The organism is Corynebacterium sp. MSK019, assembly GCF_030232425.1.
Classification (GTDB): Bacteria; Actinomycetota; Actinomycetes; order Mycobacteriales; family Mycobacteriaceae; genus Corynebacterium; species Corynebacterium jeikeium_D.
In genome coordinates this window covers 22,940-30,447 of sequence record NZ_JASPJT010000017.1, presented here as the reverse complement: position 1 = coordinate 30,447, position 7,508 = coordinate 22,940, and the positions used below count along the sequence as shown (strand labels likewise).

Here is a 7,508-nt window from a genome sequence, read left to right as displayed (position 1 = left end):
GAGCTATTCTTTGGTGATTTGTGGTGTGTGGTCTGGGGTTATGGTGGCATGCGGACACACTTTTCTTTACTTAACCCGCCAAGAGGGCGCAGGGGCGGCGGCAGGAGGGCAGCGACTAGCCGCCGAAAATTGCCAGCGCGTCGGCAGCGAACGCTTCAATGATTGCGGAGTTGTCAACATCTCCCGCGCGGTTGATGTAGGCGGCCTCCGTAGTCGAGGCGGAGGCATGGCCCAGTTGCAAGGTGGCCAGCGCCGCGTTGCCCGTTGCAGCCATGGCGGTCGCTACCGTGTGACGGAGGTCGTGATAGGAAATCACCGCAGGCAGCAGCTCCCGGTCGGCCTGCGCCACATCGTCGCCGGCGAGGTGCGGCAAGCCTGCCCATGTTAGAGCCCGGCCAGAGTTTTGCCAGGGTGGGGGTATGTGCCGGATGGGTCGTCACGCATAGGCAGTACCCGCGTCGTCGGTGCCCCTGTCGTGCGTTGGCCGTGGAACAAGCTCGTAGGCTTATCGGCCAAGCGCTCGGCAATCCTTGAGTCTATTGGCCCGAGAAGCTGGTCTGGCAAAAACATGTAGGTGTGTGACGATCAGCTATAACTTTCCTCCTTGTAAGCAGGAAACCCGCTCGCCTCTCATGACAGCAATGTACTTGGATAACCACATCGCTACTTGACCGTAGATTGATGTAGCGATACGATTTGAACATGTTCAGTGAACAAGTTCAATCAAGTCGTGCTACTCAAAAGGAGGCGACGCGCAATAAAGTCTTGGATACCGCCTATGCCCTTTTTGTGTCAGTCGGGTACGCGGATACAAATGTGCGTGCCATCGCGCAGAAAGCTAACGTCAGCGTTGGAACCGTTATGAACGTCGGGAGCAAGCAGTCGCTGTTGATTCAGACCATCGGACATCGAATCACCGTCATGCACGATGAGCTCCGTGGACAATCAGACAACCTTCTCGACGTTCTCGCTCCTTTCCTGAAAATGTTTACTGGGCAGGAAGAATTATCGAAAGCGTATGGCGCTGCCCTAATCACACAGGGAGACAACGGAGAGATTCTCAACGAGCTTCGAACTCTCTTGGTAGATGAAATCGTGTTGCGCCTAGGCAATATGCTCCCTAAAGATGACGCTAAAGAGTTCGCGACAATCCTTTACAACATTTATCTTGGGTTGCTTCTTGGCTGGGCTGCCGGTGCATACGACACCGACGAACTATCCATTCACGCGAACAGTTCCATCTCCCGTCTTAAAATCGCGTACGGAGTAAAATAATGATTCTCGAATCTTCGCCTGCTTGGCCCTCCATCATTCTTGCAGCCATTTTGTTCGGAGACGCGGTACTCTCGCTCAAACCCGTAGCATTCATCGAGGCCTGCCTCAGAGGAGTACGACTTCCTACAGAGTGGTGGTGGGCTCTTATCGTTATCAAGTGCCTAGCAGCAAGTGGACTCATTATTGGGCTCTGGATACCAGGCATTGGAATAGCGACGATGGTTGGAGTCATTGCCTACTTCTGCACCGCAGCAATCGCACATATCCGAGCCAAGTTTCTAGGTAGCGAGTTTTGGGTCAATTGCTTAGGGATGCTCGCTATTTCACTAGGCGCTCTCATTGCGACACTATTGATAGCCTGAAACGACCAATTTACCAATTGTGTTCGCCCATTGAGGGGCGCCGTTGCCCGCGCCGGGCGGCTTGCCGCGGGTGCCTGGGACCCGCTAGCCGCCTACCGCCTCGCCGGCCTGTCGAAGGGTATGAGCGTCTGCCTCGGTGCAGAAGGCATGACAAAGCCCTAGCTGATGGGTCGGGGTTGTGGGATTTGCAGAGTGGCGGGCTGCTGCGGGACTGGTAGATAGGCGTCCAGCTCTTCGACGGGTATCTGCGGTACTGCATCCGAGATACCAGTGGCGAGCGCTGCGCGACTGGGCCCGCGCCGGGATGTCACACCCGACGACGTGGGGTGGCAGGAGCAGTAACCGGAATTGAGGGGTTGGGGGCAATCCCAGTCCATTTTTATGCGTGGGGGGTAGGGGTGCGACGGGCAGGGGTTGCTGGGGCAAGGGGTGTGTGGCCCCTAGTCGACACCGTGTAGCCACCGCCGGTTAAGTCTTGTACTCAGGCTGTGGCGTATGTCCAGCTGCGGGTCTACTTCGGAAAACTCCGCACTTCCCCAAAGACTTTCCTCAAAAACTAGTAGGGGAGGTGTCCCTGTGTGGCGCGAGAAACGGCTTTGACAGGCATAAATGGCATTATAGGTCAAACCTTTACAGGGTACCCTAACGGTAGGTTACGGGTTCGAGTCCCGTTTCCGGCTCCAAAACTCCAGGTCAGGAAGTTTTCCGGCCTGGGGTTCTTTGGTTTAAAGGGGAAAATGTAGGGGTTAAGTAGCGTGAGGGGTGAAATCGTCTAACAGAACGTCCGCATCCCCTCTGTCCCGTAAGTCGGCTTAGAAGCTGGAAGAACCGCCTGAACCGGAAAACCCTGAGCTAAACCCGCTGTTGACGCCACCGCTACTGGAAGAGCTGTCGCGGGCAGTGGTGGCATCGCTATCCCAGGTGCTCACGACATAGAAGGGCACGTAGCCGTGGTAGCCAGAGCCAGCGAAGAAATCAGAGTCGTAGATGCGCGTGCGCTCGGGGCGCTCGTCGGCCTCATTGCGCTTCTGCAGCTGGGACTGCACGTGCTCCGACAAGAGCGCGGAGCGATCCAAGAGTTCTAGGTAGCGCTCCATGAACTGCGGATGGTGTGGTTCCTTGGATAATTCAGTGGCGGCATCTTCCAACTCCTTCGCGTGGCGCTCAAGCGCCGAGTCGATGCTTGCGGCCAAGTAGCCTGCCTGTGCCAGATCCTTCTCCAGCTCGTAGAGTTCATAGCGGCGAGCATCCGCATCAGCGTTCTCAATGCGGTGCAGCTTTTCAATATTGGCCTCAGCGGTTTCCACGCGCTCGCACAGTTGGCGCGCGTTGGCGATGAGCTCGGAGTGTGAGCGGAATTGCTCATCTGGCGCATCCGCCGGAATCGACATGAGGAAACCAACCTGGCTATCGATTGCTAGGAAGTCATCGCGCAAACCCTCCCAGTCCTGGCGCAGGCGCTCATCCACCAGCCCTGATTGGAGCGAGTGCGCTCGAATATCAATCTCCCTTAGCCGTTGCGCCACATCGGTGTAGGTCTGCGACACGTAGTCCCAGTCCTCGCGTGCCTGCTGTGTCTTCTTCTGCCGGCTGCGGCGTACACCGCCGGCGAGGCCGACACCAGCGCCGCCAACGCTCAGGCCCGCCACCCCGAGGCCAACGGCCGCCGCCATCCGGTCCTCTTTTGCGCCCTCGTACTGAGTATTCGCAGCACGGTCTACGTCGATTGCAGCCGCTGCGCCAGCAAAGAGGCCAGCAGGAATGTTGTCATCCCGCACGCCCGGCTTAATTGCTTCGATGGACTGTTTCAGATGGCTGTCATTCTTGCGTAGCTTCATTTGAGCAGCCACGTCCTCACCCGCGAAGACGAAGGCTTGGCGCGGATCAAGGCCCACGCCGACGAAGACCTGGCCATCAGCAAACTTATCCTTGCCGATGAGCTCCTGGTGGTTATCGCGCAGGTACTCCTCTACGGAGTCATTAACGTTTTCCTTGTTCTCGGCAAAGACCATGTAGTGCAGCCCTTGGACCACGTCAGGGGCGGCGATCCGGGAGACATCGCGAAGCATGCGCTGTTCTTCCTCCGGGGTGAGCACATCGTCTGAGTCCATGATGTCAGCCTGCACCTCACGCTGCGCGGGCTGCATGACGTAGTCAGAGCGCTCGGGCGAATCAAAGACCGCCAAGCAGGTGCCCGCACCGACACCTCCGAGAAGCAGGCCGCCCACTGCTGCTGCGCCGATGATGGCACCGATGGAGGTCACTTTGGGGCCGCGGTTGGATGCAAAAGGTTTAATATCGCGAGAGTCGGTCACGGTGATTCTCCTATTCGCGAGCGATCGGCCCCGCCAATTTTATCCGGTTTAAGGAGGTCGGGCGGGGAACAAAGGGTGCGTTTGAAGACTGATTAAAGGGCAAATGCCTGTCGGGGGCTGGGGCGGGGGAATTTTCTTTCACTTATGCGCACGTTGTCGGAAGTCCCGGTCAACATATGGATGAGCTATTCACTTATGGCCACGCTGCTGCGTATCGATAGGTGAATATTGCATCGATAGGACAGCGCAACACCGACAGCGGGACAACGCAACACCGACCGCAGAACAACGCAGCATCGACGCAACACCGACAGCCGGAAAATCACAGGTCACGGAGAATTCACATCTGTAACTCCAGCCCCATGCTTCACAGGAGTTACACGCGTATGTAAAGTGGGCTTTGTTTTTAAGTCATAAGCGTCGATAGGGCTGGTCTCGGGGAAGGGCCTGCGCTATGGGCGCTTTTGGCATTTTTCTGTAAAACCTTCCAGAAAACCCCACAAGCTGGGGTGATTTCTCTGAGAAAAATATTCTACGATAGAGCCATGTCAGAGGTGCTCTTTGTCAGTAGTTCAAACATGGGACTCTCACGCGTACTAGAAGGGCTGCTGCGGCAAGCTGCCCCGGGCCTGACAGTTTTGTCAGCAGGTATCAGCATCGATGATGATGACCGCGGTCTGGATGAAGACGCGCGGCGTGCACTCTGTGAGGTGGGGGCACGGTGTGATGGGGATCCTCATCAGCTCACGCCATCTCTCGCAGACAGTGCGGATGTGGTCATTGTCGTGGGGAAAATCGACGTTTCGGACTACATTGCGCCAGATGTAGAGACTGAGCGCTGGGAATATGATGACCCAGCTGACCGCGGCATTTATGGTTATCCCCGCTACGCGCAATTGCGGGATTTCTTCACTCGGCGCGTCAATACGCTGGCGGAACGGTTTGCTGCCTAAATAGTCGCTGACTTCATAAAAGGTGGGGCGCGGGAACCGTCGTAAAGCATGTGCTGAAGCCGACACACTTTTGTTTTCGGACAATAATACCCGCGTCCGTCCGGTCAGCACCTAATGTAAGTAGTTATGTCTATTGGTCCCTCGCTGCGACGCACCCTGTACAAGCTTGCTGAGAAAGAGATGTCCCCGGCTAAGGCAAAGTTCTTGCTGAACATTTGGCCGCCGCTGTTTGGCACCGGCATCCGTATCACCGAGATTGCGGATGACTGGTCGGCAGGTCGGCTGGAGCTGCGCCTAAACGCTCTGACTGCGAATATGCATGGCGCGGCATTCGGCGGTGCGCTGTTTTCGATGACGGATGTGCTGTTTGGCACGCTGGTTATGCAGCGCCTGGACGTCAAGAAGTACGAGGCATGGACCCGAACTGGGTCGTTTGAATTTATCCGCCCAGGTAAGAACGGTGCGTACCTCGAGGTAGAGGTGCCGGATGAGATGGTCGAAAAGCTTAAGGCCGAAACAGAAGGCGGCTATTCGACGGTCGTTCCATACACCTCTGTAATCCGAAACCGCGATGGTTCCCTGGTCGGTATTGGCCAGCAGGAGCTCTACGTGCGCCGTCGTGGCCGCAAGAAGCCGCCGGCCAACCCGAATCAGCAGGATCGTGTTGCCGGTGAGAACCTCATCTCTGCTGCTCGCACTCTTGCTCGGCTGGGGATGCGCGGGGTGGAAAACCGCGATGTGCTCGTCCAGCAGGAACGCACCGCACGACGCTGCATTTCGCCAGAGTCGCGTGCAGTCGCATGGCTCCACGGCGTCCTTGAGTACGGCGATGTCACTGTCGACGACTACCGCGCCGCAGGGCTTCCCGACGTCGTCATCGAGGCCCTCACCTCCGATAACCCCTCGCCAGCTGCGCAGCAGCTGCTTGCGGATGTCGTCACCGCGCGCGAGTCGTTGACCAAGTTCTAGGTCGAAGCTCTACGCCAATAGCCGAGTGATCAGATCGATCACTTCGGGGTCTGTTTGCTGCTTCCAATGCGCAACAGACCTGCCCTCCAGCTCGGATTCGAGCAAAACAGTTCGACTGTCCGGCAGGAAACTCTGCGCGGTATCGGACCACGGAATGACCAGACTGTCATGGTGGCTGATGACGTTAATCCAGTCAGGTGCAGCTGCCTTGCGCCCTCGGAGGTGTGGGGCAGTGTTGGCGGCAGGAAGGTCATATTTTTCTGCCGCTACCGCAATTTGATCGGCTAAAGCCTGTCCCATTAGCCAGCGGGCAAGAGACCCATTTCGCCAGCCCAAAATGCGGGAAATTCCAGTCAGATTTACGCCGCCGACAGAGCCCGACACGCTGATGACACGGCGAAATGAAATGCGCTCGTATTCAAGGTTCGCTAGGCGTGTAAATAACAGGAAAGCCAATAGCCCACCCTGAGAGTGAGCCACAATGTCGACCGTGTCCGAGTTCGTTTCAGCGCAAACTCCGTTGATGTAGGCCTCGACTTCGGCGACAGAATCCGCAAGGGCAGCAGTGCCGCGGTTCCCGTAGGCCGGTACATAGACGCGGCGGCCGAGGGAGCGGAGCCCGTCGGCAAGCGGTGCCCACGCGCCGGGACTATCGAGCGTGCCATGTAATGCGATAACCGGAACGGGGTCGCTGAGGTTCCCCGCTGCCAGACTCGGATTTGGCAGGGACGGACGTGCGGCTGTCGGCGGGAAAATCCGTGTTAGGAGCGGTCTATTCCGCATGCTCGGTTGGGTCAAAATCCTCGCCTACCAGCCTGAATAGAGCCTCGCGAGTAAGAGTGCGGGGACGCCAATCGTGTGCCATCTGCTCATGCAAAACGATGGCTTGAGGGAACGTGTCCTGCACATAGAGATTGGTGACCATGCCTGTGTCACCGTCATCCAAGAAACAGGACTGCGGCGGGGAAATGAGCTGGTCATACTTAGTGGCAATACAGGTATAAGTAACGCCGGGACCGAGAATATCGTGAGAATTGGAGTTCAAAACCATCTTTGAGCCCGTGAGCTGTTCCAAGCCGGAAACGCCCCAGTAGCTCTGAACAAAGTTGCTCATCAGCGACCTCGTGCCGGGAATCTTAGTGATGCCGGAAGCGATGCCGCCCAGGTTGGTGCCGTGATTGGGGGCGGCAAGACAGACAACATGCTTGATGTACTTGGAAATGCGTAGAGAAAGCAGGGTGGCGATTAAGCCGCCTTGCGAGTGCCCCACGATAACGGCGTGCTTTGCGTCAGTGGCGTGCAGGACAGCCTTGATGTAGGGCACGAGCATGTCGATGGACTGATTGATGGGGTCTGTTGCACGGTGCCCAAAATCTGGCGCGAAGACAGCCCAGCCATCTTCCCGCAACTGACCGCCAAGGGTCTCCCAAATGCCCTTGACCTGGCCTGTTCCGTGCAGGAGGATGACCGGCCACGGCCGGGACTTGGATACTTTGGCTCCCCAGTTATCTTCGAAAACACCGCGCAGCGGACGGAAGATGGCATAGGGAAGCGATGCTGATCCTTCAGCTACAGCCGGTTTATGCGCCTCCGGTTCCTGCGCTTCAGGGGCAGGGACTACCGGAAGTTGTTCT

8 protein-coding genes are annotated in these 7,508 nt (G+C 57.2%); 4 read left to right on the top strand and 4 right to left on the bottom strand.

Features of this window, described 5'->3' with window-relative positions; translation table 11 throughout:
* Nucleotides 1-115 precede the first annotated feature (115 nt).
* Entirely contained in the window at nucleotides 116-349 is a 234-nt protein-coding gene (locus tag QP982_RS10100; protein WP_350309398.1) for a tyrosine-type recombinase/integrase, read from the bottom strand.
* A gap of 353 nt (nucleotides 350-702) precedes the next feature.
* On the opposite strand from QP982_RS10100, the gene QP982_RS10095 reads away from it, so the two are divergent.
* Together QP982_RS10095 and QP982_RS10090 are read left to right on the top strand one after the other, a co-directional pair.
* Nucleotides 703-1,275: a TetR/AcrR family transcriptional regulator gene (locus QP982_RS10095; protein ID WP_016421437.1), complete on the top strand. Its 573-nt coding sequence runs from the start codon at nucleotides 703-705 to the stop codon at nucleotides 1,273-1,275.
* Entirely contained in the window at nucleotides 1,275-1,637 is a 363-nt protein-coding gene (locus QP982_RS10090) for a DoxX family protein (RefSeq protein WP_016421436.1), read from the top strand. Before QP982_RS10095 ends, QP982_RS10090 begins: the two co-directional genes overlap by 1 nt.
* A gap of 812 nt (nucleotides 1,638-2,449) precedes the next feature.
* Here QP982_RS10090 and QP982_RS10085 read toward each other — a convergent pair.
* Nucleotides 2,450-3,952 (bottom strand): hypothetical protein, encoded by a 1,503-nt coding sequence (locus QP982_RS10085; RefSeq protein WP_284870506.1) that lies wholly within the window; start codon nucleotides 3,950-3,952, stop codon nucleotides 2,450-2,452.
* A gap of 545 nt (nucleotides 3,953-4,497) precedes the next feature.
* Here QP982_RS10085 and QP982_RS10080 point away from each other — a divergent pair.
* Both QP982_RS10080 and QP982_RS10075 read left to right on the top strand, forming a co-directional pair.
* Nucleotides 4,498-4,905, top strand: a complete 408-nt coding sequence (locus tag QP982_RS10080) for an arsenate reductase/protein-tyrosine-phosphatase family protein (RefSeq protein WP_070603951.1) — start codon at nucleotides 4,498-4,500, stop codon at nucleotides 4,903-4,905.
* Between the two features lie 126 nt (nucleotides 4,906-5,031).
* Nucleotides 5,032-5,874 (top strand): PaaI family thioesterase, encoded by an 843-nt coding sequence (locus QP982_RS10075; RefSeq protein WP_005511580.1) that lies wholly within the window; start codon nucleotides 5,032-5,034, stop codon nucleotides 5,872-5,874.
* 9 nt (nucleotides 5,875-5,883) lie between these two features.
* Here QP982_RS10075 and QP982_RS10070 read toward each other — a convergent pair whose 3' ends face one another.
* Together QP982_RS10070 and QP982_RS10065 are read right to left on the bottom strand one after the other, a co-directional pair.
* Complete coding sequence (locus tag QP982_RS10070; protein ID WP_284797706.1) at nucleotides 5,884-6,657, bottom strand: alpha/beta fold hydrolase; 774 nt, start codon at nucleotides 6,655-6,657, stop codon at nucleotides 5,884-5,886.
* Nucleotides 6,647-7,333, bottom strand: coding sequence for an esterase/lipase family protein (locus QP982_RS10065; RefSeq protein ID WP_256881376.1), 687 nt, complete (start codon nucleotides 7,331-7,333; stop codon nucleotides 6,647-6,649). The genes QP982_RS10070 and QP982_RS10065 overlap by 11 nt, the downstream gene beginning before the upstream one ends.
* Between the last annotated feature and the right edge of the window lie 175 nt (nucleotides 7,334-7,508).

Coding starts and splice junctions, on each gene's coding strand:
- QP982_RS10095 (WP_016421437.1), top strand. CDS start 703: ATGTTCAGTGAACAAGTTCAATCAAGTCGTGCTACTCAAAAGGAGGCG.
- QP982_RS10090 (WP_016421436.1), top strand. CDS start 1,275: ATGATTCTCGAATCTTCGCCTGCTTGGCCCTCCATCATTCTTGCAGCC.
- QP982_RS10080 (WP_070603951.1), top strand. CDS start 4,498: ATGTCAGAGGTGCTCTTTGTCAGTAGTTCAAACATGGGACTCTCACGC.
- QP982_RS10075 (WP_005511580.1), top strand. CDS start 5,032: ATGTCTATTGGTCCCTCGCTGCGACGCACCCTGTACAAGCTTGCTGAG.
- QP982_RS10070 (WP_284797706.1), bottom strand. CDS start 6,657: ATGCGGAATAGACCGCTCCTAACACGGATTTTCCCGCCGACAGCCGCA.